The organism is Herbaspirillum sp. 1130 (genome assembly GCF_017833835.1).
Taxonomy (GTDB): domain Bacteria; phylum Pseudomonadota; class Gammaproteobacteria; order Burkholderiales; family Burkholderiaceae_D; genus Herbaspirillum; species Herbaspirillum huttiense.
Genome location: NZ_JAFICQ010000007.1, coordinates 163,116 through 189,306 on the forward strand (window position 1 = coordinate 163,116; position 26,191 = coordinate 189,306).

The 26,191-nt window shown below is 64.5% G+C and carries 28 protein-coding genes; 9 read left to right on the forward strand and 19 right to left on the reverse strand.

Annotated elements, in window-relative coordinates:
• Nucleotides 1-95: 95 nt before the first annotated feature.
• From JOD78_RS26265 to JOD78_RS26285, 5 genes are all read left to right on the forward strand, one after another.
• The gene (locus JOD78_RS26265; RefSeq protein ID WP_209569955.1) at nt 96-1,139 is read left to right on the forward strand and encodes an ornithine cyclodeaminase; all 1,044 of its coding nucleotides are present in this window, start codon (nt 96-98) and stop codon (nt 1,137-1,139) included.
• On the forward strand, nt 1,136-2,044 hold the full coding sequence (rocF, locus tag JOD78_RS26270; protein ID WP_209569957.1) for an arginase: 909 nt from the start codon (nt 1,136-1,138) through the stop codon (nt 2,042-2,044). Before JOD78_RS26265 ends, rocF begins: the two co-directional genes overlap by 4 nt.
• A 212-nt stretch (nt 2,045-2,256) precedes the next feature.
• Entirely contained in the window at nt 2,257-3,036 is a 780-nt protein-coding gene (locus JOD78_RS26275; RefSeq protein ID WP_034332167.1) for a basic amino acid ABC transporter substrate-binding protein, read from the forward strand.
• A 164-nt stretch (nt 3,037-3,200) separates the two neighbouring features.
• Nucleotides 3,201-3,953 (forward strand): amino acid ABC transporter permease, encoded by a 753-nt coding sequence (locus JOD78_RS26280; RefSeq protein ID WP_034332175.1) that lies wholly within the window; start codon nt 3,201-3,203, stop codon nt 3,951-3,953.
• A gap of 5 nt (nt 3,954-3,958) precedes the next feature.
• Entirely contained in the window at nt 3,959-4,681 is a 723-nt protein-coding gene (locus JOD78_RS26285) for an amino acid ABC transporter ATP-binding protein (RefSeq protein ID WP_034332173.1), read from the forward strand.
• Nucleotides 4,682-4,745: 64 nt separating this feature from the next.
• Here the strand turns inward: JOD78_RS26285 and JOD78_RS26290 are convergent, their stop codons facing one another.
• From JOD78_RS26290 to JOD78_RS26300, 3 genes are all read right to left on the reverse strand, one after another.
• Complete coding sequence (locus tag JOD78_RS26290) at nt 4,746-5,591, reverse strand: DMT family transporter (RefSeq protein WP_209569959.1); 846 nt, start codon at nt 5,589-5,591, stop codon at nt 4,746-4,748.
• Nucleotides 5,588-6,283: a methyltransferase domain-containing protein gene (locus JOD78_RS26295; RefSeq protein ID WP_209569961.1), complete on the reverse strand. Its 696-nt coding sequence runs from the start codon at nt 6,281-6,283 to the stop codon at nt 5,588-5,590. The genes JOD78_RS26290 and JOD78_RS26295 overlap by 4 nt, the downstream gene beginning before the upstream one ends.
• Before the next feature lie 135 nt (nt 6,284-6,418).
• Nucleotides 6,419-6,676: a DUF3567 domain-containing protein gene (locus JOD78_RS26300; protein WP_034332163.1), complete on the reverse strand. Its 258-nt coding sequence runs from the start codon at nt 6,674-6,676 to the stop codon at nt 6,419-6,421.
• Between the two features lie 89 nt (nt 6,677-6,765).
• Between JOD78_RS26300 and JOD78_RS26305 the strand changes: the two genes are divergently transcribed.
• The gene (locus JOD78_RS26305; RefSeq protein ID WP_204726254.1) at nt 6,766-7,095 is read left to right on the forward strand and encodes a hypothetical protein; all 330 of its coding nucleotides are present in this window, start codon (nt 6,766-6,768) and stop codon (nt 7,093-7,095) included.
• A 66-nt stretch (nt 7,096-7,161) separates the two neighbouring features.
• Here JOD78_RS26305 and JOD78_RS26310 read toward each other — a convergent pair whose 3' ends face one another.
• From JOD78_RS26310 to JOD78_RS26335, 6 genes are all read right to left on the reverse strand, one after another.
• Nucleotides 7,162-7,911: a response regulator gene (locus JOD78_RS26310; protein ID WP_134137614.1), complete on the reverse strand. Its 750-nt coding sequence runs from the start codon at nt 7,909-7,911 to the stop codon at nt 7,162-7,164.
• A 167-nt stretch (nt 7,912-8,078) separates the two neighbouring features.
• Nucleotides 8,079-10,355 (reverse strand): ATP-binding protein, encoded by a 2,277-nt coding sequence (locus tag JOD78_RS26315; protein WP_209569963.1) that lies wholly within the window; start codon nt 10,353-10,355, stop codon nt 8,079-8,081.
• Entirely contained in the window at nt 10,352-10,981 is a 630-nt protein-coding gene (locus JOD78_RS26320) for a DUF4390 domain-containing protein (protein WP_227022836.1), read from the reverse strand. Before JOD78_RS26320 ends, JOD78_RS26315 begins: the two co-directional genes overlap by 4 nt.
• Nucleotides 10,978-12,297 carry a 16S rRNA (cytosine(967)-C(5))-methyltransferase RsmB gene (rsmB, locus tag JOD78_RS26325; RefSeq protein WP_121037248.1) on the reverse strand — a complete coding sequence of 440 codons (1,320 nt, stop codon included), beginning with the start codon at nt 12,295-12,297 and terminating at the stop codon, nt 10,978-10,980. The genes JOD78_RS26320 and rsmB overlap by 4 nt, the downstream gene beginning before the upstream one ends.
• Before the next feature lie 292 nt (nt 12,298-12,589).
• The gene (locus tag JOD78_RS26330) at nt 12,590-12,934 is read right to left on the reverse strand and encodes a DUF1840 domain-containing protein (protein ID WP_039790503.1); all 345 of its coding nucleotides are present in this window, start codon (nt 12,932-12,934) and stop codon (nt 12,590-12,592) included.
• 172 nt (nt 12,935-13,106) lie between these two features.
• Nucleotides 13,107-13,634 carry a hypothetical protein gene (locus tag JOD78_RS26335; RefSeq protein ID WP_134137610.1) on the reverse strand — a complete coding sequence of 176 codons (528 nt, stop codon included), beginning with the start codon at nt 13,632-13,634 and terminating at the stop codon, nt 13,107-13,109.
• Nucleotides 13,635-13,774: 140 nt separating this feature from the next.
• Between JOD78_RS26335 and JOD78_RS26340 the strand changes: the two genes are divergently transcribed.
• Entirely contained in the window at nt 13,775-15,781 is a 2,007-nt protein-coding gene (locus JOD78_RS26340) for an oligopeptide transporter, OPT family (RefSeq protein WP_209569965.1), read from the forward strand.
• A 30-nt stretch (nt 15,782-15,811) separates the two neighbouring features.
• Here the strand turns inward: JOD78_RS26340 and JOD78_RS26345 are convergent, their stop codons facing one another.
• From JOD78_RS26345 to JOD78_RS26385, 10 genes are all read right to left on the reverse strand, one after another.
• Entirely contained in the window at nt 15,812-16,753 is a 942-nt protein-coding gene (locus tag JOD78_RS26345; RefSeq protein ID WP_121037242.1) for a phosphatidate cytidylyltransferase, read from the reverse strand.
• Nucleotides 16,754-16,769: 16 nt separating this feature from the next.
• A complete protein-coding gene (locus JOD78_RS26350) occupies nt 16,770-17,390 on the reverse strand; it encodes a lysophospholipid acyltransferase family protein (RefSeq protein ID WP_083859687.1) in 621 nt (206 codons plus the stop codon).
• A gap of 20 nt (nt 17,391-17,410) precedes the next feature.
• Nucleotides 17,411-17,941, reverse strand: a complete 531-nt coding sequence (locus JOD78_RS28160) for a hypothetical protein (RefSeq protein ID WP_240733822.1) — start codon at nt 17,939-17,941, stop codon at nt 17,411-17,413.
• The gene (locus tag JOD78_RS26355; RefSeq protein ID WP_245202312.1) at nt 17,934-19,292 is read right to left on the reverse strand and encodes a phosphatase PAP2/dual specificity phosphatase family protein; all 1,359 of its coding nucleotides are present in this window, start codon (nt 19,290-19,292) and stop codon (nt 17,934-17,936) included. Before JOD78_RS26355 ends, JOD78_RS28160 begins: the two co-directional genes overlap by 8 nt.
• The gene (locus tag JOD78_RS26360; protein ID WP_121037239.1) at nt 19,289-21,040 is read right to left on the reverse strand and encodes a bifunctional alpha/beta hydrolase/class I SAM-dependent methyltransferase; all 1,752 of its coding nucleotides are present in this window, start codon (nt 21,038-21,040) and stop codon (nt 19,289-19,291) included. The genes JOD78_RS26355 and JOD78_RS26360 overlap by 4 nt, the downstream gene beginning before the upstream one ends.
• Nucleotides 21,037-21,651 carry a CDP-alcohol phosphatidyltransferase family protein gene (locus JOD78_RS26365; RefSeq protein WP_121037236.1) on the reverse strand — a complete coding sequence of 205 codons (615 nt, stop codon included), beginning with the start codon at nt 21,649-21,651 and terminating at the stop codon, nt 21,037-21,039. Before JOD78_RS26365 ends, JOD78_RS26360 begins: the two co-directional genes overlap by 4 nt.
• Nucleotides 21,652-21,968: 317 nt before the next feature.
• Nucleotides 21,969-22,598 (reverse strand): LysE family translocator, encoded by a 630-nt coding sequence (locus JOD78_RS26370; protein WP_121037234.1) that lies wholly within the window; start codon nt 22,596-22,598, stop codon nt 21,969-21,971.
• Nucleotides 22,599-22,756: 158 nt separating this feature from the next.
• Nucleotides 22,757-24,280 carry a YifB family Mg chelatase-like AAA ATPase gene (locus tag JOD78_RS26375; protein WP_121037231.1) on the reverse strand — a complete coding sequence of 508 codons (1,524 nt, stop codon included), beginning with the start codon at nt 24,278-24,280 and terminating at the stop codon, nt 22,757-22,759.
• Nucleotides 24,281-24,353: 73 nt separating this feature from the next.
• Entirely contained in the window at nt 24,354-24,599 is a 246-nt protein-coding gene (locus JOD78_RS26380) for an accessory factor UbiK family protein (protein WP_121037228.1), read from the reverse strand.
• A 58-nt stretch (nt 24,600-24,657) separates the two neighbouring features.
• Nucleotides 24,658-24,888, reverse strand: a complete 231-nt coding sequence (locus JOD78_RS26385; protein ID WP_147432024.1) for a hypothetical protein — start codon at nt 24,886-24,888, stop codon at nt 24,658-24,660.
• A gap of 166 nt (nt 24,889-25,054) precedes the next feature.
• Here JOD78_RS26385 and JOD78_RS26390 point away from each other — a divergent pair, with 166 nt between their 5' ends.
• Together JOD78_RS26390 and JOD78_RS26395 are read left to right on the forward strand one after the other, a co-directional pair.
• Nucleotides 25,055-25,837, forward strand: a complete 783-nt coding sequence (locus JOD78_RS26390) for a TorF family putative porin (protein WP_034334997.1) — start codon at nt 25,055-25,057, stop codon at nt 25,835-25,837.
• A 12-nt stretch (nt 25,838-25,849) separates the two neighbouring features.
• Nucleotides 25,850-26,188 (forward strand): P-II family nitrogen regulator, encoded by a 339-nt coding sequence (locus JOD78_RS26395; RefSeq protein ID WP_006713297.1) that lies wholly within the window; start codon nt 25,850-25,852, stop codon nt 26,186-26,188.
• Nucleotides 26,189-26,191 lie beyond the last annotated feature (3 nt).

Genomic DNA, 26,191 nt, shown 5'->3' on the forward strand with positions numbered 1-26,191 from the left:
ATGACGAAAAACGAAAGCCTGTTTCGCTTGGTTGTGGATAAGATTTCATCCATCGCCACTGCCGAGGCAGCCTTTGCACAAGAGGCTGATGCATCATGGTCAAGTACATCGGAACGTCGGACCTGCAAGCCCATCTGGCCACGCATCCCTTGCCGGAGGTGATCGGTGGCATGGTGCAGTATCTGCGCGAGGACTTCCTGCGCTGGCCGCAATTCGACAAGAGCGCGCGCGTGGCCAGCCACTCGGCGCGCGGGGTGATCGAGCTGATGCCCATTTCGGATGGACGCTGGTATGCCTTCAAGTACGTCAACGGCCATCCCGCCAATACGGCGCAGGGTTTGTTGACGGTCACCGCCTTTGGCGTGCTGGCCGAGGTGGCCAGCGGCTATCCGCGCCTGCTGTCGGAACTGACACTGACCACGGCCTTGCGCACGGCGGCGACCTCGGTACTTGCAGCACATCATCTGGCGCGCCCGGACAGCCGCAGCATGGCGCTCATCGGCAATGGTGCGCAGGCGGAGTTCCAGGCCATCGCTTTCCATACCCGGCTGGGCATCACGGAAATGCGGCTCTTCGATGTCGACCCGGCCGCCACGGACAAGCTGATGCGTAATCTGCGCGATTGGCCTGCATTGCGCCTGATCCGTGCGCGCAGCACGGCCGAGGCAGTGGCGGGGGCTGACATCGTCACCACCGTGACGGCCGACAAGCGCCGGGCCGTGATCGTGCATCCGGACATGATCGAAGCGGGCATGCACCTCAATGCGGTCGGCGGCGATTGCCCCGGCAAGACCGAACTGCATCGCGGCGTGCTGGAGAAAGCGCGCGTGGTGGTGGAATTCGCACCGCAATCGCGTATCGAAGGGGAAGTGCAGCAGATGCCGCCGGACTTTGCGGTGACCGAACTGTGGGAAGTGCTGGCCGGCAAGGCAGCAGGCCGCCGCGATGCCCATGAGGTGACGGTCTTCGATTCGGTCGGTTTCGCGCTGGAGGATTTCTCGGCGCTGCGCTACCTGGATGACCATATCGATGCGCATCACGCGCAGCAGATCGATCTGGTCCCCGTACTGGACAACCCCAAGGACTTGTATGGCTTGGCCATCCCCGTTCTTCCCTACAAGGAGCAGGCAAACGCATGAACAAGATCAGGATGATGGGCGCCCCCACCGATGTGGGCGCCAGCCGCCGTGGTGCCTCCATGGGACCGGCCGCCCTGCGCGTGGCCGAGCTGCAGCGCAGCCTGCAGCAGCATGGACTGGAAGTCATCGATGGCGGTGACCTGGGCGGTCCGGCCAATCCGCAGCAGCCGCCGGTACAGGGCTTGCGCCATCTGGAACAGGTGGTGCAGTGGAACCAGGCCGTCTTCGATGCCGTATCGGGCAGCCTGGCCGAGGGTGAAGTCCCGCTGCTCATGGGCGGCGACCACGCGCTGGCGGTCGGGTCGATCACTGCCGTGGCGCGTCACTGTCGCACGCATGGCAAGGACTTGCGCGTGCTGTGGCTGGATGCCCATGCCGATGCCAACACCAGCCAGTCCACCCCGACCGGCAATATCCACGGCATGCCGGTGGCCTGTCTGCTGGGGGTGGGGCCCGAAGCGCTCATTCGCCTGGGTGGGCAGACGCCGGCCATGCAGCCGCAGCAGATCTGCCAGATCGGCATCCGCAGCGTGGACCGTGAAGAAAAGCGCCACCTGCGCGAACTGGGCGTGCGCGTCTTCGACATGCGCCACATCGATGAATACGGCATGCGCGCCACCATGCAGGAGGCGCTGGCCGGCATGGGCCCGGAGACCCATCTGCACGTGAGTTTCGATGTGGATTTCCTCGATGCCGCACTGGCACCAGGGGTGGGCACTGCGGTGCTGGGCGGGCCGACCTATCGCGAGGCGCAGCTATGCATGGAGATGATCGCCGATACCGGCCGCCTCGCTTCACTGGATGTGATGGAATTGAACCCGGCCTGCGATGTGCGCAACCAGACGGCGGAGGTGGTGGTGGACCTGGTCGAAAGTCTGTTCGGAAAATCCACACTGATTCGCTGAGTTTGGCTGATGGCTCTCATCGTCTGCAATTGGAGGTTGAAGGATTGCGGGCAATGCCCGATCATTCAGGGTTTTGTCGCGTCCGGTGGGCGGGTGCAGGGTAATCACCCCGCATTCCCGCGTACCGGGAAGCGCTCGCACGCCGGGGGCGACAGCGGGGTGCGCACGCATCTTGCTCTCCCGGATTACTCCTCCGTCAGAAAGAAGTCATCATGTCTCTCAAGAAATTCTTCACCGTGGCCGCCAGCGCGCTGGCCCTGTCCTGTGCTGCCGGCAGCAGCTTCGCAGCTGACCAGACCTACGTGGTCGGCGCCGGCGGTACCTATCGCCCCTTCGAATTCGAAACCCCGAAGAAGGAACTGGTCGGCTTCGACATCGACCTGATCAAGGCCATCTCGCAGGCCTCCAACTTCAAGATCCAGCTGGTGAGCACGCCCTGGGAAGGCATCTTCGCCACCCTCGGCCAGGGTGACCGCGACATCATCATCTCCGGCATCACCATCACCGACAAGCGCGCCCAGATGGTCGACTTCTCGCTGCCGTACTTCCCGGCCGAACAAGTCATCATCACCAACGCCGATGCCAAGATCGCCTCGCTGGCCGACCTGAAGAAGACGCAAGTGGCCGTGGTCAATTCCACCGCCGGTGACATCGTGGTCTCCGAAGAACTGGGCAAGGCCAGCACCGCCATCCACCGCTTCGACAACACCGTGCTGATGCTGGAAGAACTGTATCGCGGTGGCGTTGATGCGGCCGTGGGCGATGTGGGCGTGATCAAGTTCTACATCAAGAGCCATCCCGAGAAGAAATTCAAGGTGGTCGGTGACACCAAGTTCGTGCGCCAGTACTTCGGCATCGCCGTCAAGAAGGGCAACAAGGAACTGCTGGACAAGATCAACGCCGGCCTGAAGCAGATCGTCGCCGATGGCACCTACGCCAAGATCTACAAGACCTGGTTCGACGGCGAAGTGCCGACCCTGCCGCTGAAGTAAGCCTTCCGGTGCACCGGCCCAGAGGCCGGGCACTCGCCTGAAAGCGCCGCCCCGTGCCGTCTTGCGGGGTGGGCTGCTGGTGTTGCCGGGTTCGCCGGTATCGCCTGTTCCGCTTTTTTCCGCTTCTCCGCTTTTCTCAACACCTCCGTTTGAACGGATTCATCATGCATTCCTTCTTCCAATGGGAAATCATCGGCGAATACGCGCCGCTGTTCGTCGAAGGCACCTGGATGACCCTCAAGGCCGCGATCATCTGCGTGATCGCCGGCACCTGCTGGGGCCTGGTGCTGGGCGTGGGCCGCCTGGCCGAAGCACGCCATGGTTTCTGGAAATATTTCCTGTGCTACTGCGTGCAGTGGCCGATTCGCTTCTACGTCAGCTTCCTGCGCGGCACGCCGCTGTTCGTGCAGATCCTGCTGATCCACTTCGCGCTCATGCCGATGCTGATCAACCCCAGCGGCGGCCTGATCCTCTCGGGTGACCTGGCGCGCGAGATCCGCTCGCACTACGGTGCTTTCGCCTCGGCGGTGCTGGCCATCACGCTCAACTCGGGCGCGTATGTGTCGGAAATTTTCCGCGCCGGCATCCAGTCCATCGACCGTGGCCAGAGCGAAGCCTCGCGCTCGCTGGGCATGAGCTACCTGGGCACGCTGCGCCGCGTGGTGCTGCCGCAGGCCTTCCGCCGCATGCTGCCGCCGCTGGGCAACAATGCCATTGCCATCGTCAAGGATTCCTCGCTGGCCTCGGCCATCGGCCTGGCTGAACTGGCCTACGCGGCGCGTACCGTCTCCGGTGCCTACGCGCGTTACTGGGAGCCGTACCTGACCATCTCGGTGATCTACTGGGTCATCACGCTGGCGCTGGCGGCGCTGGTACGCCATCTGGAAGCACGTTACGGCAAGGGAGATGCACGATGAGCACGATGATCAAGGTCAATCAACTGCAGAAGCGCTTCGGCCAGGCGCACATCCTGCGCGGCATCGATTGCGAGATCCGCGCGCGTGAAGTGGTGTGCGTGATCGGGCCCTCGGGCTCGGGCAAGAGCACTTTCCTGCGCTGCCTCAACGGGCTGGAAGAAGTCAGCGATGGCGACATCTTCATCGAAGGCGTCAAGCTCAATGACCCCAAGGTCAACCTGAATGCCTTGCGCGCGGAGCTGGGCATGGTATTCCAGCGCTTCAACCTGTTCCCGCACATGACGGTGCTGGAAAACCTGATCATGGCGCCCATGCAGGTCCGGAAGCTGTCGCGCCGCGACGCGGTCCTGGTGGCCGAGAAGCTGCTGCAGAAGGTCGGCCTGCTGGACAAGATCGATGCCTTCCCCAACCAGCTTTCCGGTGGCCAGCAGCAGCGCGTGGCGATTGCCCGCGCACTGGCCATGGAACCGAAGGTGATGCTGTTCGATGAACCCACCTCCGCGCTGGACCCGGAACTGGTGGGCGAAGTGCTGACCGTCATGAAGCAGCTGGCCGAAGAAGGCATGACCATGGTGGTGGTCACGCACGAGATGGGTTTTGCGCGTGAAGTGGCGGACCGGGTCTTCTTCATCGACCAGGGCGTCATCATGGAAGAAGGTCCGCCGCAGCAGGTGCTGGGTGAACCGGTCCATGAGCGCACGCGCGATTTCCTGCGCAAGGTGCTGTAAGCCATCACGCAGTGCGCCGCAAACGAGAACGCCGGGAGCAATCCCGGCGTTTTTCGTTGCAGGCTCAGTGATGCGCCCCAAGCACGATGGCTCCTGCCGCAATGACCGCACAGGACAGCACGCGCCGCAGCGTCAGCTTCTCGCCCAGGAACAGCGTGCCGATCAGGAGCGCAAACAGCACCGAGGTCTCACGCAGCGCCGAGACCATGCCCATGGGGGCGAGCGTCACGGCCCAGATCACGATGCCATAGGCCAGCAGCGACATGACGCCGCCCGCCAATCCGATCCAGGTGTCCTTGTGCGAGAGCACCACCGGCGAGCGTCCATGCTTGTACTGGTAGAGCAGGGCCAGCGGGATGCTGTCGGCGACGAACAGCCAGCCCGCATAGGCGATGGCGTCGCCCGCCAGCCGCGCGCCGATGCCGTCGGTGATGGTATAGGCCGCGATGAAGGCTCCGGTCGCCAGGGCTGCCAGCGGGCCGGACAGGTGCTCGCGCCGGCGCATGGCGCGCAGGTTGGCCAGGCTGACGATGCCCAGCGAGACCAGGGCGATGCCGATCACCGTATAGATGCCCAACTGCTCGCCTGCAAAGACCGCCGCCCCCAGCGCCACCAGCAAGGGTGAGGAGCCGCGCGCAATCGGATAGGACTGGCCGAAGTCGCCAATGCGGTAGGCGCGGATCAGGAACAGGTTGTAGCCGGTGTGCAGCAGGCCCGAGAGCAGGATGTAGAACCAGCTCTCCGCTTGCGGCCACGGTCGCCACAGCACCAGCGGGATCGCGCCCAGCCCCGCGCCCAGGGTCATGAGCGAGAGTGACGCCAGGCGGTCGTGGCTGCTTTTGAGCAGGGCGTTCCAGGAAGCGTGCAGCAGCGCAGCGGCCAGGACCAGGGCGATGACGGGGAGCGTCATGCGCGGCGGTCCGTCAGTGCCTGCGCATCCAGATCGGCTGCGACGCGCCACAGCGTGTGGCCTGAGGCGAGATATTTGCGCTCGAAGGGCGTGATGGGCTGATCGGGTTGCCAGGCTTCAGTGCGGAAAGTGCCGCCAGATAGCTGGTTCAGGGCCGAAGTGAATTCTTCGACATAAATCTGCCAATTGCTGCGGCATTCCAGCTGTCCACCCAGCGCCACGATGAAGGGAAACACCGGATGGCCCTGCCAGCGCCGGGCCAGGTGGCCGATCTTGGGCCAGGGATTGGGGTAGAGCAGGTAGTGCCGCGCCGGCCGCAGCCCGGTTTCATGCGCCAGCCGCCAGTAATCGACCAGGTCGGCGCGCACGAAGCAGAGATTCGCCGGTTCCGGACCATCCCAATGCGTGTTGCGGGCCAGGCGGTCGGCCGACTGGTCGATGCCGATGACGAAATGATCCGGGTAGCGCGCCGCCAGGTGCAGCGTCGACAAGCCCACGCCACAGCCGGTATCGAGGATGAGCGGCGGCTCACCTGCGGCGCGCCAGGCCGCCATGCTGGCATCGAAGGCGCGCTGGTTGTAATCGGTGACGGGTTTGCGGAACGGATGGGAGGGATCGGCGTGGCGCGCCACCAGGGTGGCCAGATGCTCATGCACGCCGGTCTGGGCGCTGCTGATGGGGGATGAATTCACGACAAGGTGGTCAAGGCGGCAAAACGCCATTTTAATGGACGCCGCGTGCGCGCCGCTGATGGCAAGCTGACCAAAAGAAAACGCCGCGCGGGGGGCGCGGCGTCATTGCCTGTAAAGCGGGAGTGCTTGACCCGATCAGTGCAAGGTCATGGGATGACGCATCATCACGTCGTAACGGCTCAGGAAGTTGTCGATATCGTCCATGGTGGGTTCGGACGCGATCAGTTCCTGGACATCCTTGCGGAACAGTTCGGCCGCCGGGCCATCGATGTAGATTTCACGCTGGCCGGACTTGTCCATGATCTCGTAGCCGCCGAAGCGCAGGGCTTCGTGGTCGGAATCGGCACCGAATTCGACGACGCTGTACTGCTCACTGTTGTAGATCAGGTTCATAGTGACTCCTTATGCTGGAATACTGCTTCGAAAAGGAAGTGGCGCCTTCACCGTAAATTTCAAGACCCTTCACCTGGGCCGCGCCTCGTGTGCATCTCTGCTACTTCGATACAGCTCCCTCGGGCAACGCCGCGTCGCTTGCGTTCCTGAGTCTGTTGACGGCAGTTTGTCCGAAAAACTTTGATGCCTGCCGTATTGCCTTTCCGCATGCACGAAATCTTGCATGTTTCTTCATGATGCACCGTCACCTGCAGAAGATAGATGACAAGCCTGCCTGGAAGTTCATCGCGTTGCAGCAGGCCGGGTTGCGGCCTGGCAAGCCTCATCACGCCTTCAGCATGCCGCTGTCGGACGTAAAAGAACATCAGGAAATTTCTGACGCCGCCACACCCCTGTGGCGGACTGCCCCCAAAACGTGATCAGACTACCAAAAGAAACGGGACCGCGCTGCGATCCCGTTGTCCTGGTATTCATGCCGGTGCGGCTCAGTGATTCTTGCGCGCCAGCTTGCCCGGTTCCACGCCGAGCTGCTTGAGCTTGCGGTAGAGGTGGGTACGTTCCAGGCCGGTACGTTCGGCCACGCGCGTCATGCTGCCGTTTTCGCGCACCAGGTGGTATTCGAAGTAGGCGCGCTCGAAGGCATCGCGGGCTTCGCGCAGCGGCAGGTCGAAGGAAATATTGGCGGCATTGTCGGCCACCTGTCCGAAGGGTGCCGCGGCCGGCGTGCCGTGATGCAGCGGTTCGCTGCCCAATGCGGGCGCGTAGGTGGCCACCGGGGCGACGTGTTCGGGGGTGTGCAGGCCGTCGGCTGCACCATTGGCCACGGCGGCCACCGGGGCCGGGCGATAGCTGGCCGGACGCACCGCTTCGCGGCTGTGTGACAGCCCTTGCTGCACGGCCTTGAGCAGCTTTTGCAGCGCGATCGGCTTTTCCAGGAAGTTCAGTGCGCCGATGCGAGTGGCCTCGACGGCAGTGTCGATGGTGGCGTGGCCGGACATCATGATGACCGGCATGGTCAACAGGCCATCGCGTTGCCATTCCTTCAGGAGCGTGACGCCGTCGGTGTCGGGCATCCAGATGTCGAGCAGCACGAGGTCGGGGACTCCGGCCTGGCGAAGCTCGCGTGCCTGCTGCGCGTTTTCCGCAGTGGTCACGACATGCCCCTCATCGCCCAGAATTTCTGAGAGCAATTCGCGGATACCCATTTCGTCATCGACGACCAGGATGTTAGCCATGTGCTGCTTTCCTCGCTGCTAGTTCATTGTCCAAGTTTTCGATCTTGTTCCGGGCCGGCGCGCTCGACGCGGCGTTAGCGAGCGTGCCTTGATGAACTGCCGGGTCCCTCCCGGCGACTTGCTGTCGAATCTTGACCCTGGGGACGGTTTCCTGAGAAAACTGTCTCTTAATCAATAGGTGCTAACTTTACCAGCAAAATTACAATTTTTGCGCCTCGGCCATCGGTCCGATTCTGGATATCGATGCGACCGCCATGTTCCTCGACGATTTTCTTGACCATCGCCAGTCCCAGGCCGGTCCCTCTGGCCTTGGAAGTGACGTAGGGTTCGAAGGCACGCGCCAGGATGGTCGGCGAGAAACCGGGACCGTTATCCATGATCGACAAACGCACGGCCGGCCGGCGCTGGCCGTCGGTGCCGGCGATGTCGATCTGTTCGGTCAGCACGTCGATGCGCGGCGCGCTTTGGCCGTCATCGGTCACGGCATCCTGGGCATTCTGCAGCAGGTTGTGGATGACCTGGCGCATCTGGGTGGCGTCGCCCATGACCTTGCTCATTACCGGGGCCAGGCGCGCATGGATCACGTCGCGGCCATCGCCGGCCAGGTAGAGGTTGAGGATTTCCTCGATCAGGGCATTCAGATCGAGCGCCACCGGCTTGGCCGGCGGGGTCTTGGCGTAGTCGCGGAAGTCGTCGACCATGCGCTTCATGGCGGTGACCTGGTTGACGATGGTGGTGGTGCCCTTGTCGAGGATGGCGGCATCGGCCGGCATGAGCTTGTCGGCCAGGCGATGCTGCAGGCGTTCGGCGGAGAGCTGGATGGGGGTCAGCGGATTCTTGATCTCGTGCGCCAGGCGGCGCGCCACCTCACCCCACGCAATCGAGCGCTGGGCCGAGATGACGTTGCTGATGTCATCGAACACCACCACGTAGCCGACGCCGTTTTCCACCGGCAGGTGCGAGCCACGCGCCAGCAAGGTCAGCTTGTCATGGTCGGGCTTGCCGCCTTGCTCGTCACCGGCATCCAGCACCGCGCCGGGCTGGCGCGACAGTTCGAACTGCCGCTGCCAGTGCAGGCCGTCGGCCCCTTCGCTGCTGTGCTGGGCCAGCTGTTCGGAGAAGGCGCGGATGACTGCCTGGGCAAACGGTGCCTGGCTGTCGATGGTTTGCAGCGGCGTGCCGATGTTGGCCGAGAAGTCGTAGCCCAGGATGCGGCGCACCGAATCGTTGGCGCTGACGATGTTGAATTGCCCGTCCAGCACCATCACCCCGGCCGACATGTTGGCCAGCACCGATTCCAGATAGGCCTTGGCGTTTTCCAGTTCGGCCCGGTTCTTTTCGACCGAGGTGCGCGCTTCCAGCAGCTGGCGCGTCATGGTGTTGAAGGATTGGGTCAGCGTGCCCAGCTCATCCGAGGTACTGACGATGGGGCGCGGCGAGAGGTTGCCTTCGGCCACCGCCTTGGTACCTTCGGCCAGCAGCAGCAGTGGCTTGGCGAGGTCGCTGGCGATCAGGAAAGCGCTGGCGATGGCGGCGAAAATGGCCAGCAGCAGGGTCAGGGTCAGCGTCACCAGATAGATCTTGCGCAGCCCCGAGCGCGACACGGAACGTTGCTGGTACTCGTTGTAGGCCAGGCGCAGCGTCTCGGCGTTGGTGGCCAGATAATCCGGGACCGGCTGCAGGATCTGCAGGTAGCGCGTTTCATTCTGCAGCGACAATCCGCGGCTGGGAGCCGGAACCAGCACCACCACGTGCAGCCGCAGGTTGCCGTCGGTATCGGAGCCGCTGGGGGGGCGGGTGTCATCGCTTTCTACCGCCGAGAAGGCACGCGAGACCCGCGCCTGGCGCATCGCCTGGCTGCTGGGCAGGATGGGCGTGAGCGAGCCGATGGAGCCGCCCACCGTACTCATCACCTGGCCATTGGCGTTGGCGATGGTGATCTCCATGTTCTGGTCGCGCTGGCGCGAAAGGTAGGTCACCTGTTCGGAGTCGCTCATGTCGGAGAGCTCCTGGGCCATGCCGCGCGCCCGCGAGACCAGGTCCGACAGCGAGGAGTCCAGTGCATTGCGGCCCAGGTTCAGGCCCGATTCCAGCGCCGCTTCCATGCGCACGTCGAACCAGGATTCGATGGAGCGCGACACGAACTGCACCGACATCAGATAGATCACCGCCCCCGGCACGATGCCCACCAGGGCAAACATCAGCACCAGCCGCGCCAGCAGCTTGGAGCCGAACTTGCCGCGCCGGTAGCGTTTGTAGAGCCGGCCCAGCAGCAGCAGCACCAGGCCCAGCAGCGAAATGGCCGCCAGGCCGTTGAGGAACAGCAGCCACGGATAGTGCTGCTCGAAGAGGGCGGAATTCTCGGAGGCCGACGCCAGCAGGAACAGCAGGACACTGATGACGCCCCCGCCGACCACCAGCAGATAGCGTAAGGTGCGGCTCATTCGGGTTTGTAGTTGAATTCGATCCAGTCGGAGGACAGCCGCCAGTCATTGTTGTTGAGCGCGTTGACCTGGAAGGGCTTGGGCAGCTGCGCCACGTCCAGCCGCATGCGCAGGCCGACATGGTAAGTCTCGCCGGCCTTGAGCGTGTTGTTGTCGGCGATGATCCAGCGTGGCGGACGGCGGATCAGGGTCAGCGCGTCGTCCAGGTTGGTGAAGCTCTGCTGCAGCTGGCCGCTGATGGCGGTGTGATATTGCCGCGTCAGCACGTTGTAGGACAGGCGCAGGGTGCGGGTGGCCGCGACGCTGGTCTCGTCGAACCAGTACCAGCGCCGCCGGGTCAGTTGGACCTCGGTGGTGAAGTACAGGGGCACGCCGCGCGAGAGCGCATCTTCCAGGCCGCGATTCAATTCGAAGTCATAGGACACCGAGAGCCGGTAGCCTTCGTCGCTGGCTTCGATGGCGGCCTGGTTGACGGTGATTTCAGCAGCCTGGACGGCCAGAGCGGAACAGGCCAGCAGCAGCGCCAGCAGCCATTGCAGCGCCGCGCGCAGCAGCCGCGGGAAGCCGGCATCGCGCGGGCGTGCGGACGTGGAAGTGGGGAAGGGGGCCGATTGCGTCAAATTCATGCACCAGGTTTTTGGAACAGCGCATAGAACAGGCCATCGTGATCGGCATCGGCACCGGCGGTCGGCAGCAGTTGACCTGGAGCGGGCAGCCGGATGGCATGGTTTTTCTGCGCGAAGGCGATCGCTTGCTGCTCCGATTCCTGGGGCCACAGCGAGCAGGTTACGAGCAGCAATTTACCATCCGGTCGCAGCATCTGCCAAAGCTTGTCCAAAATTTGCGCGGAAAGTGTTGCAAGCTGCGCGGTGTCGGTCTTGCGGCGCAGCCAGCGGATATCCGGGTGGCGGCGCACGATGCCGGAGGCGGTACAGGGCACGTCAGCCAGGATGCGGTCGAAGCCCTGGCCATCCCACCAGCCATCTTCCCGGGCATCGCCGGTGATCAGTTGCGCCTTGAGCTGCAGACGGTCCAGGTTTTCGGCGATGCGCTGCAGGCGGCGCGGATCGTGGTCCAGCGCCTGCAGTTCGATGTCGGCCAGTTCCAGCAGGTGGCCGGTCTTGCCGCCCGGCGCGGCGCAGGCATCGAGCACGCGCATGCCATCAGCTACCTCCAGCAGCGGCGCGGCCAGTTGGGCCGCCGCATCCTGCACCGAGACCACGCCCTCGGCAAAGCCGGGGATCTGTTGCACCGGGACCGGCTTGTCCAGCCGCACCGCGTAGGGCCCGACGGCACGTGCGCCGATGCCGGCCTGCTGCAGGGTGGACAGGTACTGTTCCACGCTGGCGCGGCGGCGGTTCACGCGCAGGGTCAGCGGCGGTGGCTGGTTGCCGGCGTGCAGGATGGCCTGCCACTGCTCGGGATAGGCGCCCTTGAGGCGGTCGATCCACCAGGTCGGATAATTCCAGGTGCCAGGCGGGGTCTTGGTGGCCTGCGGCATGAGCGTCGCGCGTTCGCGCAGGAAGCGGCGCAGGATGGCATTGACCACGCCCTTGGCGAAACTCATCTCCTGGCTGATGGCGGCGGCCTCGACGGCCTGGTCCACCACGGTGAAGCTGTCGTAGCCCGCGTCTTCTTCATTGACCAGCAGTGCCAGGGCCGTCACCAGCAGGCCGTGCAGGACCTCCGGTTGCGGTGGCTTGTTGGCCAGCAGGCCCAGCAGGCTGTCGCTCAGCCCCAGGCTGCGCATGGCGCGATAGCTCAGGTCCTGGATGGCACCGCGTGCCGGCGGCGGGGCGTCGCTGCGGGAGAAGATCTGCGCCAGTGCCTGCGGCAGGGCGTGGCCGGCGCGTACGGCGGCCACTGCCTGGGCGGCATAGGCCAGCTGATAGGCCAGGGAATCGGCCTTGGCACCGGGAGGGAGGAGAGAAATCTGGATCACGTCTTTGCTGGCTCGGAAGATAAGGCGGCACCCCGTATTGCAACCCGGCAATGGTCGGAGCAAGGGGCGCGGGCCGCCAGTGTACCAGCGGCCAATGGTGCTCACACCTGCGCGATGCATTTTGGGTGGTGCAAGTGTCGGTCCGGCACGGCAGAATGCCGCCCGACAAGGACAAACGGCCGCCGCGGTGGATGTTCGCGGCAGCCGTTCGGCGCGGGTATGTCAGGGTGATGCAGGCAATCAAGCGTCAGGAAGTGTCAGGAGCGCAACGCGTCCGGGCTTCCTGCGGGCATCAGACGCCCCACAGGATGTCGTAATTGCCCTTCTTGGCTTCGCGCAGCATGTCCAGCAGCGGATAGGCGCGTGCCGAGAAGCTGACCGGCTCGATCTTTTCGTGGTTGTGGTCGTCGACGTCGGCGTTGTGGTGGGCGTTGACGTCACGCGCCAGCGCTTCGGCCGCTTCATGCGACTTGCTGGCGTTGATCTGCTGTTCCAGCAGAGTGATGGCGTCACCGGCCTCGGCGGCGGTGATCACGCCACGGGCAGGATCCTTGTGCAACAGGTCCAGAATGGGTTTGGCGTGCGACTCATACATCACCACATCGGCAGCCGCTTTTGATTTGAAGGTAATCAGCATATTTCCTCAGGGTCTTTGATTGATAACGTTTTTTGGGCAGGCCCGCCAAGGCGGGCGCGCTGGAAATGCGCTGCAGACTGCATCCGCATTTCTGCGGGAATGCCTGTTTGGAGAGTCAGGCAGGACAAGAATACCCCGGTAGCCGGAATATTGTCATCCGGCTCGGCCCCGCTCAGGTTGGTTTGAAAGAGCTGAAAAAGGTTTCAATATTTTCCTCGGTGAAGGCCTTTAGTTCCCCCACGATGAGAATCTGGTACACCCGCCGCTCACGCACCGCCAGCCGGGCGACCAGCCGCAGAGGGCGGCCGCGGGACACGCCCCGCGCGTCCAGGTCCAGCGTGCGCGCCAGGCCCGTGGTCTTGCCCGGCCACACCGGCGTGCCCTGCGGCTGGCCGCCGATGTTGTTGAGCAGGGCGGTGCGCATTGCCTCCAGCGCCCGGTTGGCCGCGGCCGCATCGGGCAGTTCGGCCGTTCCCACGGCGAAGGTGAGGCCGTCGACTTCGGCGGCGGTCATGCTCATGTCGACCTTGGGGCCGTCCAGGTCGACCGGGCGCGTCACGCTGGCCGGCTTGGCGGGCAGGAGCACCACGAAATGCGCGCCGTTGTCGCTGGCTTCACGCCAGTTGTAGCGCGGAGAGCAGGCCGCCAGGCACAGGCAGGCCAAGGACAGCAACAGCAGGGCAGGGCGGAGGCGGCGCATGGGAAGGGTCCGGAACGGGGAGAGGGGCATCATATCAAAGCCGGTTTGAGGCACATATGAAGCAAATAGCGCGATTGTCCGATGGCCGTACGGCAATTCTTGCGGTATAAGAACGCATCGAAACGGAACCCTTTCCCGATATGAACCAAGATAACCAAACCGGCCTGCCGGAACTGACCCTGCGCGGGATGCTGCTGGGCGCGCTCATCACGGTGGTCTTCACCGCCTCCAACGTGTATCTCGGGCTGAAGGTCGGCCTGACCTTTTCCTCGGCGATCCCCGCAGCGGTGATCTCGATGGCGGTCTTGCGCCTGTTTTCCAATGCCAACATCCTGGAAAACAACATGGTGCAGACCCAGGCCTCGGCGGCCGGCACGCTCTCCTCCATCATCTTCATCCTGCCCGGCCTGGTGATGATGGGCCACTGGCAGGGCTTCCCCTTCCTGCAGACGCTGGGCATCTGCGCCGCCGGCAGCATGCTGGGGGTGATGTTCTCCATCCCGCTGCGCCGGGTGATGGTGGTGCAGAGCGCGCTGCCCTATCCGGAAGGCGTGGCGGCCGCGGAGATCCTGCGCGTGGGCAGCGCCGACGCCGAGGGCGGCGAGGAAACCCGGCGCGGTCTGCGTGACATCCTCTTCGGCGGCACAATTGCAGCAGCCTTCAGCGTGATCGCCAGCGGACTGAAGCTGTTTGCCGAAAGCATCAGCCTCTGGTTCACCGCCGGTGCTTCGGTGGTCCGCCTGACCATGGGCTTCTCGCTGGCCCTGGTGGGCGCGGGCTACATGATTGGCATCGTCTCCGGCATCGCCATCCTGATCGGCCTGGTAATCGCCTGGGGTGTGGCCGTGCCTTATCTCACCGCCGTCACCCCGCATGCGGCCGATGTCGCCCTGTCGGACTTTGCCAACGGATTGTGGAAGAGCCAGGTACGCTTCATCGGTGCCGGCATGATCGGCGTGGCCGCAGTGTGGACCCTGGCCACCCTTTTCAAGCCCATGCTGGAAGGCGTGAAGGCCTCGCTGTCGACGCTCTCGCGCCGTCAGCAGGGCAGCACCGAGCGCACCGACCAGGACATGTCGCCGCGCTGGATCATCGTCATCAGCCTGGCCATGATTGCGCTGCTGGCGGTGGTGTTCGCGTCCTTCCTGTCCGAAGCACCGGTGTCGCCTGCGCTGTTCATCGGGCTGATCGTCTATGCGGTGGTGTTTGCCTTCATCTTCGGCTTCCTGGTGGCGGCGGCTTGCGGCTACATGGCCGGGCTGATCGGCTCCTCCTCCAGCCCGATCTCGGGTATCGGCATCGTGGCCGTGATCCTGGTGTCGGTCCTGCTGCTGGTCTCGGGCGCAGTCGATCCGCTGCTGGCCACGCCCGAAGGCAGCAAGCTGGCCATCGCGGTGGCGCTGTTCGTCACCGCGGCCATCATTGCGGTGGCGGCCATCGCCAATGACAACCTGCAAGACTTGAAGACCGGCCAACTGGTCGGCGCCACCCCCTGGCGCCAGCAGGTGGCGCTGCTGGTCGGTTGCGTGGTGGGCGCGCTCATCATCCCGCCGGTGCTGAACCTGCTCTACAACGCCTATGGCTTCACCGGTGCCCTGCCGCGCGCGGGCATGGATGCAGCCCAGGCCCTGGCGGCTCCGCAGGCGACCCTGATGACGGCCATTGCCACCGGCATCTTCACCCGCGAGCTGAACTGGACCATGCTGGGTGTCGGCGTGGCACTGGGCATCGTGCTCATCGTGATCGACTGGCTGCTGGCCCGCCGGGGCGGCGTGGCGCGCTTGCCGGTACTGGCCGTGGGCATCGGCATCTACCTGCCGCCGATGGTCAGCAGCGCCCTGTTCCTGGGGGCGGTTCTGGGCTGGCTGATCGAACGCGCACTGCGCCGCCGGGCACTGGCCGCCGGTGCGGATCTGGAAGCCTATACCGACAAGCCGCGCCAGCGCGGCATCCTAGTGGCCTCAGGCCTGATCGTGGGGGAAAGCCTGGTGGGTGTGCTGCTGGCCGCCATCATCGGCTTTACCGGCAAGGATGCACCGCTGGCCGTGGTGTCGGGGGCCTTTGAATTGACCGGGCAGTGGCTGGGCCTGGTTGCGCTGGTGCTGGTGCTGATCGCGTTTGCGCGCCGCATCCTGCCGTCACGTTGACGTTAGCGGGAATGCGCTGCTGGTGGTGCTTCAGTGCACCCACCAGTAGCGCAGGATATGAAAGAAAATCGGTGCCGAGAAACTGATCGAATCGACCCGGTCCAGCATGCCGCCATGGCCTTCGATCATGGCACCCCAGTCCTTGAGTCCGCGGTCACGCTTGATCGCCGACAGCACGAATCCCCCGAAGAAGCCCAGAATGTTGATGGTCAGCGCCACCAGCGCCGCCTGCCACACATTGAAAGGCGTGATCCAGTACAGCGCAGCACCGACGGCGGTGGACGTCAGCACGCCCCCGACCAGGCCTTCCAGCGTCTTGGAAGGTGAAATCTGCGGGGCCAGCTTGCGCTTGCCGAACAGCTTGCCCCACACGTACTGGAACACATCACTGGATTGCACCGTCAGCACCAGGAACACGATGAGCTGCAGGTTGCGGCCTTCGAAGCCCTCGATGGGCAGCGTCAGCAGGGCCGGCACGTGCGAGATGCAGTAGACGCAGATCATCAGCCCCCACTGCACCTTGGCCGCACGCTCCAGGAAATGCTTGGTATCGGTGGAGAGCGAGGCCGAGATTGGCAGCAGCAGGAAGGCGTAGACCGGGATCAGGATGGAGAACAGGCCATACCAGTCCATCCCGATGAGCACGTACTGCAGCGGCAGGAACACGAAGAAGCACCACAGCAGCGCCCGATGGTCGCCCACGCGGGTGTAGGTGACGGAAATGAATTCACGCAGCGCCTGCAGCGAGATGAAGGCAAACAGCACCACCACGCCGGTCTTGCCGATCCAGAACGCGATGGCCAGCGCGCCGATCATCCACCACCAGGCCTTGATGCGGGCATTGAGATTGTCGATGACGCTGCTGCTGCGTCCGGCCAGCCGCCAGCGCAGCAGGCCACCAACCGAACTGGCCAGGGCGAGGACGGCGAACACGCCGCCAAACAGGGCGATGAGGGTATCTTGAGGAGTCATGGTCGTTCGTCGCGGATCATTCGGCCACGGGGGCCAAGGCGAGCAGGGCCTGGCGGGTGCGGGCCAGGAATTGTTCCTTGCTTTCGTCGGGGCGCAGCATCAAGGGCTCGCCGAAGCTGAGGGTGCAGAGCAGCGGCAGCGGCACCAGATGGCCTTTGGGCATGGCCCGGCCGAGGTTCTCGATCCACACCGGCACCAGTTCCACTTCCGGATGAGCGCAGGCCAGGTGGTACAGCCCGCTCTTGAAGGGCAGCAGGCCCTCTTCCAGGTTGCGCGTGCCTTCCGGGAACAGGATCAGCGATTCACCCCCTGCCAGCACCTGCCCCATCACGCCGATGGGATCGGCGCTACGGCCAGCCTGGCGGTCCACCAGTACACCCCGGAAGACCCGATTGATCACATAGCGCCGCACGGCACTGCTGAGCCAGTAGTCCGAGCCGGCCACTGGCCGGGTGCGCTTGCGCATGGCGCGCGGCAGCATGCTCCAGACCAGCACGAAATCACCGTGGCTGCGGTGGTTGGGATAGTAGACACGCAGCTTGCCGGGATCGGGCGCGGCAAACCAGCGGGCGCGCACGCCCGTGAGGACGCGGGCGAAGGTGCAGATGGCGGAGGCGAAGAGGCGGTCGATCAGCATACAAATTCAGTTTTCAAGGATCAGGAAAGGAACAGTAACGCCAGGGTGACCACCCAGGCCACCACCTGCAAGGCCAGGTATCGGACCTGATTCTTCACCAGGCGGCGTACCCCGGCGATGCGTTGCGCCAGCGGGCGCGGCGCCGCACCGGCTTTGGGCCCAAGACCGCTGTCTGCGAGGGCCAGGTCAAAGGCAGCCAGATCGTCCTGCGGTGGATTTCCCTGGTGCCAGCGGCGCGCCCATGAGGTGAAGATGGGGACATCGAAGGCGCAGCGCAGCGCGAAACTGCATTCGGCGATCCCGAACACGATGGACAGCGCCAGCGCAGCCCAGACTGCAGGGCCGCCTGGATGCAAGACCAGCAAGACCAGCGCGCAGAGGCTGAGCAGGCGGCTGGTGTTGTCCAGCGGACGGCTCACGGCCAGGATTGCCAGGGCAATGTCGGCCTGGTGGGCTGCCTGCTGCGCAGCTGGGGCGTTTTCAGGCGGGAGGCCTTGATGAGCGGCATCGTTGGCGGCATCGCTGCCGGATCCTTGGCGCAGGTCAGACATGGCGTTCTCCCTTCAGCAACTGCTGCTCGACCTCCCGCAGGCGTTCCCGCAGCGCGGCGTTGATGACCACCGTGGGGCGGCGTTCGGCCAATAGCGCGAGAGCAGAGTCCATGTCGGGACAGCGTCCGCTCAGGCACAGCCAGGTCGCCACTGCAGCAGCGCTGCGCGAATAGCCCAGCGCACAGGCCACCAGCACGGGTCCATGGCTGCGCAGCGATTCGATGCTGCGGGCGGCCGCCAGCAATTGGTCGGCGTCGGGGGCGACCAGGTCCAGCCAGGCATGGCCGGCATAAGCCCACGGACCGCGCGGGGCGGGCAGTTCGGCGCAGAGGTCGCACAGGGCGGCGAACGGGCTGGCGCGCAGCTCGGCAGCGCTTGGCAAGCGGCCCAGCCAGACATCCCCGGTGATGGGATCTGGCTGCGGACGGCGGCGGGTCCACAGGCGGGCATTGAGCCAGGCACCCAATACATGTGGAGCCAGCAACCAGGTGACGGCCAGCGACCGGCGGCCGTCGTGCTTCTGGAAACCGGCGGCACCGGCATGGGCGTAATTCCAAGCCACGATGGCCAGCGACAAGGCCAGCCAGCCCAGTGGGGCGGCCAAGGCGCGCACGGAGATTGCCAGCGCCAGTGCCAGCAAGGCTCCCAGCGCGTAGGCCAGCGCCAGACGCATGCGTCGCGCACTGCGCTGGCCGCTGCGGCGCAGCGGCGTACCCCCCTCATCCGGCCACAGCCACAGGCAGAACAGGCCCAGCATGGCACCGGTCGGGATATCAATGAAGTGATGCTGCCAGGTCGTCAGCACGGACAGGCCGATCAGCAGCGCCCAGCCATGGATGACCAGCTGCCAGAACCAGTGCGTGCGCAGCCGGGCGAACTGGACCCAGATCAGCACCAGCAGTGCGATATGCAGCGAGGGGGCTTGGTTGAAGGGCAGGTCGAAGGCCGCCAGCGAGGCGAAGAGCGCGCCAAACAGTCCGTCGGTGGCCGGCCGCACGAAGGCAAAGCGCAGCGGAAAGGCCAGGAAGCAGGCCACCGCGATCAGCTGCGTCGTCAGCAGCCGCAGCGCGTGGCGATCGGTCTCGCGCGGGGTGCGGCAGCACAGGAAGGAAAATCCGTAGAGCAGGTCGATGGACCAATAGGGCAGGATGGTCCAGGGCAGGAAGGGAATATGACGCTCCCAGCCATAGAAGAAGCTGGGCACGCTGGCGCGCGCGGCGGCTGCATGGTTGGCGAAGCCATAGCTGAGGAAGAACAGCGGCCCCAGCAACAGCAGCCAGGCCACGCCGCGCTTCCACGGCAGCGGCGTGGCCGGTGCTGCCGCGGGCAGCAGGCGGTCGGCCTGGCTCATGCGGCCTTGCGCCGGGCCAGCGAGACGGTAAAGATGCCCCACTGGTCGATGCGCTGTTCGATCTTCTCGAACCCCGCTTCGGCCACCAACTGGTCCATCTCGGCTTGCGTGCGGCGGCGCATGACCCAGGCCTGGCCGCCGCGATGGCTGGTCAGGGCGCGGGCGATCAGTTCCAGTTGCGGATGCCAGGGCTGGCCGGTGTAGACCAGATAGCCACCCGGCGCGATGGCATCGGCCAGTCCGGCCAGGGAGGTGGCCACGGCGTCATTGTCCGGGAACAGTTCGTACAGGCCGGAGACGATGCCCACCGTCGGGCGCGGCGTGACGGCGGCCAGGCTGGCGCGGTCGAAGGCGTCTCCCTGCACGAAGCGGGCAATGTCGGCGAGGCCCTTGTCGGCAATCAGCGCCGTGCCTTGCTGCACATTCAGTTCGCTGTAGTCGCGCAGCAGGATGGAGTGGGGACGCGGTCCCTGGCCCAGCGCTTCCAGTACGTAGCGGCCATGGCCGGCGGCGATGTCAAGCACGTGCAGCGGCTGTCCCTCGGCCTGCAGGCGGGCCAGGGCCGTGCGCAGCAATTCTTCCACATGCAGCTTGCGCTGGCGGATGCCTTTCCAGCCGATCGCGTCCAGATACTGGCGATCGATGGCGCGGCCCAGCGGACCGACGCCTTCGGAGGTGTTGCGGTAGACGTAGTCGAGCGTGCTGCCCGAATCAAAACCGGTGCGATGCCCCAGCGCCACGCCCTTGGAGAGCAGGCCGCCCAGCTTCATGTTGGCGCGGTAACCGGCCCAGTACAGCCCCTTGGGGCTGAGAGCGGGCAGCGGCGCGGACAGCTGGCGCGACTCCTCGAAGGTCGGGCCCTGGCGGTGCGACTGGCGCAGGTCCGGACGGGCCCAGGCTTGGGAGAATTGACGCAGGATGAATTCACGCGCCAGGTCAGTGGCGATCTTGCGGTCCTTCTCGCCGAAGGTGTCGTGATAGAAGCCGGGGAGGACGTGCTTTTCCTTCACTGGTGTGCCCAGGCGTGCGAAGAAATCGTGCTGGGGGCCATGGTGCACCACCCAGTCCGCGCCGGATATGAGCAATTGCGTGGGAATGGTGATGGCCTGGGCATCGGCGACCACGCGTTCGGCCGCTTCATACAGCGCCAGCAGGATATTCACGGAGATCGGACGGCTGATCAGCGGATCGCTGTCGTAGGAGGCCTGGCGCTGCCGGTCGTGGGTCAGATACTTCGCCTTGACGTAGCTGTTGACGAAGAAATTGCCGCGCAGCTTCTGCTGCAGGGCCAGTCCCGGACGGGCGAACGGAACATAAAGCTTCACCTTGAAGGCGGGCGAGGCCAGCACCAGGCAGCGTACGCGGGGCGCGTAGTCATGCGCCCAGGTCGAGACCAGCACCGCGCCCACGCTCTGGGCCAGCACGGCCATGTCTTCCTCGGCCACCTGCCACTGGTCGCGCAGATGGTGGATGAAGGTTTGCACGTCCCGCACCGAGTGCGCAAAGCTCGGGGAATAGCCACGCGGGCCGGGCGAACGGCCATGGCCGCGCGCATCCCAGGCATAGAAATCGAAATCGGAGAGGCCGAGTTCATCGACCAGATGCTCCATGCGCCCGCCGTGCTCGTGGCCGCGATGGAACATGACGACAGCGCCGCGCCGCTGCGGGCCGGTGGCCGGCCAGCGGCGATAGAACAGGGATTGGCCGTCGTGGGTGGTGAACTGGTGTTCCTGGCAGGATCGTGTCATGGGTGGGGGGCGGCGCGCAGGCCGCTGCGGATGCGGTTGACGATATTGAGGAGGATGGCGGCGACAGCCAGCGGCAGCACCCAGAAGATCCAGCCCGGGAGGCTGCCGGCCAGTCCCAGCCACAAGCCCAGCGCGCCGAACAGGAAGGCGCGGTCGCTCTTGCCCATGGGGCCGTCGTACTGGCGCGGCGCACCGACCATGGGGCCGAGCGCCCCGGTCATCTCCGACACCGCCGACAGGAAGATCACTCCGCCCACGCTGGCCCAGCCAAATGGGGCCACCAGCGCAAAGGGCAGGTACAGGGCGGCATCGGAGACGACGTCGGTCAGCTCGTTGAGATAGGCCCCCAGCGCCGACTGCTGGCCGAATTCACGCGCCAGCATGCCATCCACGGCATTGAAGGCCATGCGCAGGAACATCCACAGCGGCAGCAGCAGGAACAGCGCCGGCCGCTGCGGCCCGGCCACGAACAGCAGCGCGCCCAGTGCCAGCGAGACCAGCATGGCCAGCACGGTGACCGCATTGGCCGTCACGCCGGCCTCGGCCAGGGCACGCACCATCGGCCGCAAGAGTGCCTGAAAGCGGGGTTTGAGTTGATAGATGCTGATCATGCGGCACCTGCCGCACGGTCGTCGGGGAGGGAAGAGGGCATGGGGGATCGTCCTTGTTGTCGATTCTGATTTGTTATTTGTTGTATCGGGCGAAGCTCACCTTAGGCAACGCAATGACGATTTCTGTTCCCGGCTTATGCGAGCAGAAGTTGAATCCGAGGGAATGAAAAGGGGGAGTTCTCGTCGCCGTTCGAGGCTTGCGTTGACTGAATGTCATCGGCTTTGGCGCCTTTGCGCAGGCAGGCGAGGGAGAAGGCGACGTAACGATGCGCTCCCGGTGAGCGCATCGTTACGTCGGGAAGTGAGGCGGGGGAGGGTCAGCGGCGCTGGATCAGCATATGGACGGCCAGTCCGGCCAGCACGCTGCCCATCAGCCAGCGCTGCAGGCGTTGCCAGTGTGGACGGCCAGCCAGCAGGGCCGAGATGGAAGCCGCAGAGAAGGTGATCACGGCGTTCATGCTGACGCCGACCACGATCTGCGTCAGGCCCAGGGCGAAGGACTGGAGCAGTACGCTGCCGTGCTCGGGCTGGATGAATTGCGGTAGCAGCGACAGATACATCACGGCGATCTTGGGATTGAGCAGGCTGGTCAGCAGACCCATGCTGAAGAGTTTGCGGGGGCTGTCCGGGGGCGGGGTGCGCAGGGCAAACGGCGATCGGCCGCCTGGCTTGAGGGCTTGCCAGGCCAGGTAGAGCAGGTAGAGCGCTCCCGCCAGGCGCAGCGCGTCGTAGGCCAGCGGCAGGGTCATCAGCAGGGCGCTGATGCCCAGCGCGGTACAGAGCATGTAGAACACCAGCCCCAGCGCGATTCCGGCCAGCGAGATCAACCCGGCCTTGCGGCCCTGGCAGACCGAACGCGAGACCAGATAAAGCATGTTGGGGCCGGGGGTGAGCACCATGCCCAGGCAGAGGGCGGCGAAGGCCAGCAGGGTGGAGACAGTGGGCATGGCGATGATCCTCTTTCGGTCGGCAGGTGGGGGCGGCAGTCGATGCCGTGTGAATTGCAAGGCTAAAGCCCGGCCGGCCGAGGGAGAAGATACAGACGGTCCTCTTGCATGGCGCAACAGGGGAACGCTCTTGTCTGCCGGGACAGATCCGTTGCCGCTCAATTACCGGCCAGCATCCGCCGGTATTGCACTGCCTCGGCCACATGCGCCTGTGTGATTACATCGGACTCCGCCAGATCGGCGATGGTGCGCGCCAGTTTCAGCACCCGGTGATAGGCCCGCGCCGACCAGTTCAGCCGCAGCATGGCGGCTTGCAGCAGTTGGGCCGCCGCCACATCGTGCTGGCAGTGCCGGTCGATTTCGCTACCCCCCAGCTGGCTGTTGGGTTTGCCCTGGCGCTGGCGCTGTCGTTCAAACGCGCGCGCGACCCGTTCCGCGATGGCGGCGCTGGTTTCACCCGGCTGCTGGACGGCCAGTTCGGCGGGGCTCAGGGCGTTGACGTGCAGTTGCATGTCGATGCGGTCCAGCAGCGGGCCGGACAAGCGCGCCTGGTAGCGCTTGACCAGTTCCGGCGTGCAGCGGCAGCGGCCTTGGCTGTCGCCATACTGTCCGCACGGACAGGGATTCATGGCCGCGATCAACTGGAATCGTGCCGGGAATTGCGCCTGCCGCGCCGCCCGCGAGATCACGATGTGGCCGGACTCCATCGGCTGGCGCAGCACATCCAGCACGCTGCGGGGATATTCGGCGATCTCGTCCAGGAACAGGACCCCATGATGTGCCAGCGAGATTTCACCCGGCCTGGGCGAACTGCCGCCGCCGACCAGTGCCACGGCGGAGGCGGTGTGGTGCGGCGCCCGATAAGGCCGCTGCCGCCAGCGCGCGATGTCGAAACTGCCGCTCAAGGATTGCACTGCGGCGGATTCCAGCGCTTCGTCCTGCGTCATCGGCGGCAGGATCCCGGGAAAGCGGGTCGCCAGCATCGACTTGCCGGCACCGGGCGGGCCGACCAGCAGCAGGCTGTGCTGGCCCGCCGCGGCCACTTCCATGGCGCGCCGCGCCTGCAATTGCCCCTTGATATCGCTGAAATCCGGATAGGCCGCCCGCTTGCCGACCGGCTGCGGATGGTGCCGCTGCAGCCGGGCGGCGGGATCGCGCGTGCTGAAGTGGGTGCAGACCTCTAGCAAGGAGGTCGCCGGGAGGATTTGCGCCTCGGGCAGCAGTGCGGCTTCGTCGGCATTGGCGGCCGGCAGGATGAAGCTGCGCCGGTGGCCATCCTGCTGCTGCTCGCGCTGCATGGCGCAGGTCATGGCCAGCGCGCCGCGAATGGGCAGCAGCTGGCCCGACAGCGACAGTTCGCCGGCATATTCGTGGTCGTCCAGACGATCCGCAGGCATCTGTTCGGAGGCGGCGAGGATGCCCAGGGCGATGGGCAGGTCGAAGCGACCGGAGTCCTTGGGCAGGTCGGCGGGGGCCAGGTTGACGGTAATGCGGCGGGCGGGGAATTCAAACCGGGCGTTTTGCAGCGCCGCCCGGACGCGGTCCTTGGCTTCCTTCACCTCGGCCTCGGGGAGTCCGACGATGGTGAAGGCCGGCAAGCCATTGGCCAGATGCACCTCGACCGTCACTGGCGGGGCGCTCATGCCGGCCAGGGCGCGGCTGCGCAAGACTGCCAGGCTCATCGCGATGAACCCGGCAGCTGGTCAGCAGAAAGAAGGGAAGGGGGAGGGAAAGAGAAAAGTGTCCGGGCCAGGGTCATGGATTCTGTTTTTGCTGAGCCTCAAGCTCGGCAACACGCGCTTCCAGCGCCTCCAGGCGGGCACGGGTCTTGGCCAGTACCTGGGCCTGGACGTCGAATTCCTCGCGCGTGACCAGGTCCAGTTTGGCAAAACCCTGACTCAGCATGGCCTTGACGTTCTTCTCGATGTCCTTGGCCGGAGAGTTCTCGATCGCCTTGTTGATCTTGGATTGCAGGTCTTCAAAAAATGGGGGCTTGTCCATGTCGGATCTCCTTGGCAGATAGCTGTACTGCAAGTTTAGCGGTTTCCCGCCCATCCTCCTACCGGGATGTCCCGCTGAGACCGCATTTTTGCCAACAGGTGCCGGCTAGCGCTTCAAAACGGGCAGAAAACGCGCTGAAATGCAGTGAATTTTCCTGCAGGAAATGCTCCGACTTGGTGATCTTTGCTTCGCCCGCCACCCGCGCACCAAAATGTGTTCGCCGCGTTTGATGCAGGATTAATAAAAAACCATCAATATCGCACCAGCAGCGTGCATTTGGGTGGCGCATGCACTATTTTGAAGCTGATCTCGAAAAAAATCGTTGCAAATCTCTGGTTTCACGCAAAAAGACAAGTCTGCCTTGCCGAACGGACATGGCACGGCTCCTGCTAATGAGTCTGGGCAAAGACAAAAAAACCGACTTTATTGTTAAAACATAAACCAGAGGGAAAGTCATGAAGAAACTGATTCTTGCAACAGCCATCGCCGCATCCTTCGTTTCTACCGTGGCCCGCGCAGAAGACGCCAAGCCGGACAATGAACTGAGCTTCAACGCTGCCGTGGTGAGCGACTACCGCTATCGTGGCCTGACCCAGACCCGCTTTGATCCGGCCCTGCAGGTTGGCGCTGACTACACGCACAACCCGACCGGCCTCTACGCCGGGACCTGGCTGACCAACATCAAGTGGATCAAGGACGCGGGCACCCTGACCGGTACCGACACCAAGGGTGACGTCGAGTGGGACATCTACGGCGGCAAGCGCGGCGACATCGGCGGCGGCTTCACCTATGACGTCGGCGGCCTGTACTACTACTACCCGGGCAACACCCTGGCCAACAGCGGTGCCAAGAACGCCAACACCTTCGAACTGTATGGCCAGGTCGGCTACGGTCCGGCTTACTTCAAGTATTCGCAATCGCTGACCAACCTGTTCGGCGCCGTCAACAGCAAGTACAGCCAGTACTTCGACCTGGGTGCCAACATCGAGACCTACTACGGCGTGATGCTGGGTCTGCACGTCGGTCACCAGAGCGTGCGCGGCAACCCCAACGACTTCAGCTACACCGACTGGAAGATCGGCCTGTCCAAGACCTTCGACGAGGCAGCCGGCATCACCCTGGGCCTGGCCTACGTCGGTACCGACCTGAAGGACGGCGTGACCACCACCCCGGCATCGGATGGCGCCAAGAACGTCGGCAAGAACGGCTTCGTCTTCTCCATCAGCAAAACTTTCTAACAAGAGGTTCGTATGAAACTGATCACTGCGATCATCAAACCGTTCAAGCTGGATGAGGTGCGTGAAGCCCTCTCGGCCATCGGTGTGCAAGGCATCACCGTGACTGAAGTCAAGGGCTTCGGTCGTCAGAAAGGCCATACCGAGCTGTATCGCGGTGCCGAGTATGTGGTGGATTTCCTGCCCAAGACCAAGATCGAGGCCGCCGTGGACGACGCCATCGTCGAACGCGCCCTGGAAGCCATCGAGACCGCCGCCCGCACCGGCAAGATCGGCGACGGCAAGATCTTCGTCCAGGACTTGCTGGACGTGATCCGTATCCGTACCGGCGAGACCGGTAAAGACGCTCTGTAAAAA

What these genes read in the sequence shown, in the direction of transcription:
- JOD78_RS26365 (WP_121037236.1), bottom strand. Translation starts at nt 21,651, where the DNA reads ATGATCAGCATCTATCAACTCAAACCCCGCTTTCAGGCACTCTTGCGG.
- JOD78_RS26385 (WP_147432024.1), bottom strand. Translation starts at nt 24,888, where the DNA reads ATGCGCCACCCAAATGCACGCTGCTGGTGCGATATTGATGGTTTTTTA.
- JOD78_RS26280 (WP_034332175.1), top strand. Translation starts at nt 3,201, where the DNA reads ATGCATTCCTTCTTCCAATGGGAAATCATCGGCGAATACGCGCCGCTG.
- JOD78_RS26340 (WP_209569965.1), top strand. Translation starts at nt 13,775, where the DNA reads ATGAACCAAGATAACCAAACCGGCCTGCCGGAACTGACCCTGCGCGGG.
- JOD78_RS26300 (WP_034332163.1), bottom strand. Translation starts at nt 6,676, where the DNA reads ATGAACCTGATCTACAACAGTGAGCAGTACAGCGTCGTCGAATTCGGT.
- JOD78_RS26345 (WP_121037242.1), bottom strand. Translation starts at nt 16,753, where the DNA reads ATGACTCCTCAAGATACCCTCATCGCCCTGTTTGGCGGCGTGTTCGCC.
- JOD78_RS26380 (WP_121037228.1), bottom strand. Translation starts at nt 24,599, where the DNA reads ATGGACAAGCCCCCATTTTTTGAAGACCTGCAATCCAAGATCAACAAG.
- JOD78_RS26390 (WP_034334997.1), top strand. Translation starts at nt 25,055, where the DNA reads ATGAAGAAACTGATTCTTGCAACAGCCATCGCCGCATCCTTCGTTTCT.
- JOD78_RS26290 (WP_209569959.1), bottom strand. Translation starts at nt 5,591, where the DNA reads ATGACGCTCCCCGTCATCGCCCTGGTCCTGGCCGCTGCGCTGCTGCAC.
- JOD78_RS26395 (WP_006713297.1), top strand. Translation starts at nt 25,850, where the DNA reads ATGAAACTGATCACTGCGATCATCAAACCGTTCAAGCTGGATGAGGTG.
- JOD78_RS26320 (WP_227022836.1), bottom strand. Translation starts at nt 10,981, where the DNA reads ATGAATTTGACGCAATCGGCCCCCTTCCCCACTTCCACGTCCGCACGC.
- JOD78_RS26310 (WP_134137614.1), bottom strand. Translation starts at nt 7,911, where the DNA reads ATGGCTAACATCCTGGTCGTCGATGACGAAATGGGTATCCGCGAATTG.
- JOD78_RS26315 (WP_209569963.1), bottom strand. Translation starts at nt 10,355, where the DNA reads ATGAGCCGCACCTTACGCTATCTGCTGGTGGTCGGCGGGGGCGTCATC.
- JOD78_RS26285 (WP_034332173.1), top strand. Translation starts at nt 3,959, where the DNA reads ATGATCAAGGTCAATCAACTGCAGAAGCGCTTCGGCCAGGCGCACATC.
- rocF (WP_209569957.1), top strand. Translation starts at nt 1,136, where the DNA reads ATGAACAAGATCAGGATGATGGGCGCCCCCACCGATGTGGGCGCCAGC.
- JOD78_RS26265 (WP_209569955.1), top strand. Translation starts at nt 96, where the DNA reads ATGGTCAAGTACATCGGAACGTCGGACCTGCAAGCCCATCTGGCCACG.
- JOD78_RS26275 (WP_034332167.1), top strand. Translation starts at nt 2,257, where the DNA reads ATGTCTCTCAAGAAATTCTTCACCGTGGCCGCCAGCGCGCTGGCCCTG.
- JOD78_RS26375 (WP_121037231.1), bottom strand. Translation starts at nt 24,280, where the DNA reads ATGAGCCTGGCAGTCTTGCGCAGCCGCGCCCTGGCCGGCATGAGCGCC.
- JOD78_RS28160 (WP_240733822.1), bottom strand. Translation starts at nt 17,941, where the DNA reads ATGTCTGACCTGCGCCAAGGATCCGGCAGCGATGCCGCCAACGATGCC.
- JOD78_RS26360 (WP_121037239.1), bottom strand. Translation starts at nt 21,040, where the DNA reads ATGACACGATCCTGCCAGGAACACCAGTTCACCACCCACGACGGCCAA.
- JOD78_RS26335 (WP_134137610.1), bottom strand. Translation starts at nt 13,634, where the DNA reads ATGCGCCGCCTCCGCCCTGCCCTGCTGTTGCTGTCCTTGGCCTGCCTG.
- JOD78_RS26355 (WP_245202312.1), bottom strand. Translation starts at nt 19,292, where the DNA reads ATGAGCCAGGCCGACCGCCTGCTGCCCGCGGCAGCACCGGCCACGCCG.
- JOD78_RS26330 (WP_039790503.1), bottom strand. Translation starts at nt 12,934, where the DNA reads ATGCTGATTACCTTCAAATCAAAAGCGGCTGCCGATGTGGTGATGTAT.
- JOD78_RS26370 (WP_121037234.1), bottom strand. Translation starts at nt 22,598, where the DNA reads ATGCCCACTGTCTCCACCCTGCTGGCCTTCGCCGCCCTCTGCCTGGGC.
- JOD78_RS26350 (WP_083859687.1), bottom strand. Translation starts at nt 17,390, where the DNA reads ATGCTGATCGACCGCCTCTTCGCCTCCGCCATCTGCACCTTCGCCCGC.